Consider the following 1,185-nt stretch of genomic DNA (forward strand, 5'->3'; position numbering starts at 1 on the left):
GGATGGTTTTTTTCCTGGGCGGCGACACTCTTGGTGCTATTTACTACTGCCTTGAAGCCAGGGTCATTTTGAGCTGAACCCGGTGAATTTTGGCCACCGCCGCCAGCAGCACCGCCGGATGACGCCCCAGCACCCGCACCGGATGACGCCCCAGCACCCGCACTCCCACCTCCGGCGGGTGTCGATGGCGCACCAGCACCATTACCTGGTGCTGGCTTCTCGATGGTATTAGCCGATTCCGCTTTCTCTGACTTGGCGGATGGTGAGGCTGCGGGAGTTTGGGGTGCCACCTTAGCTGCTGCTGGCTGTGCTTGGGGATTTTCCTTCCGCTGTATCTTTGGTTCCACAGATGTCAACTGGATAGCATCTGCTTTCGCTTGCAGTTTGTTTTCCTTCTTCTGGTGCTGACTGACAGATTTAGTCGGAACCGCACCTCCTTGCTGGATGATGTGAGTCAACTCATGGGCCGTCAACTCATCCTTACCAGGAGATTTCCCCGCCCCATAGTAAATATCGCTACCGTGAGCAAAGGCCTGCGCTCCCAACTCCTTATTCATCTGTACGGCATTCGAGTCGGTATGCACCCGTACTGAGCTAAAATCAGCGCCGAAACGCGCCTCCATGAAACTACGTATATCATTGGGTAAAGGACTACCCCCACCCTTAGAACCCGCGAGTCGGCTTTCTACGCTGCCAGAAGCCTGAGAACTTCCATCAGATGCTCGTTTCGCCCCCGACTTCATCTGAACCTCTTCTTCCTTCCCTGACGATCGCTGCACCAGTGGAGTGATAGAATTTACCAGGGGTTGCATTTGGACTGCTTCTGTTTCTTCCCCGGTTTGACGTTGAATTGGCTGCTGGATGGCTGAGTCTGGCATCCTCATGACTTTCGCCGCCATGCTGTCAGCTTCTTGTTCGTATTTATCCCCCGGTGCGCCAACGGTTAGTTTGGTTTGAACGGATTCCTGGTTTTGCTCTTCCTTTTCTGGTGGTTCGCCGGAACTACTCTTGGCCTGAATTTCCTCCTCAGGCTGCATTTGGACTGCTTCTGTTTCTTCCCCGGTTTGACGTTGAATTGGCTGCTGGATGGCTGAGTCTGGCGTCCTCATGACTTTCCCCGCCATGCTGTCAGCTTCTTGTTCGTTTTTATCCCCCGGTGCGCCAACGGTTGGTTTGGTTTGAACA

Annotated in this window: 1 protein-coding gene; it reads right to left on the reverse strand. The window is 54.1% G+C overall.

Translation table 11 applies throughout. The features are described from left to right. Positions 1-1,185 (reverse strand): DUF4157 domain-containing protein (locus QUB56_RS35685; protein ID WP_332961097.1); only part of this gene is annotated, 1,185 nt, incomplete at both ends.

Source organism: Microcoleus sp. AR_TQ3_B6, from assembly GCF_036702785.1.
Taxonomy (GTDB): Bacteria; Cyanobacteriota; Cyanobacteriia; order Cyanobacteriales; family Microcoleaceae; genus Microcoleus.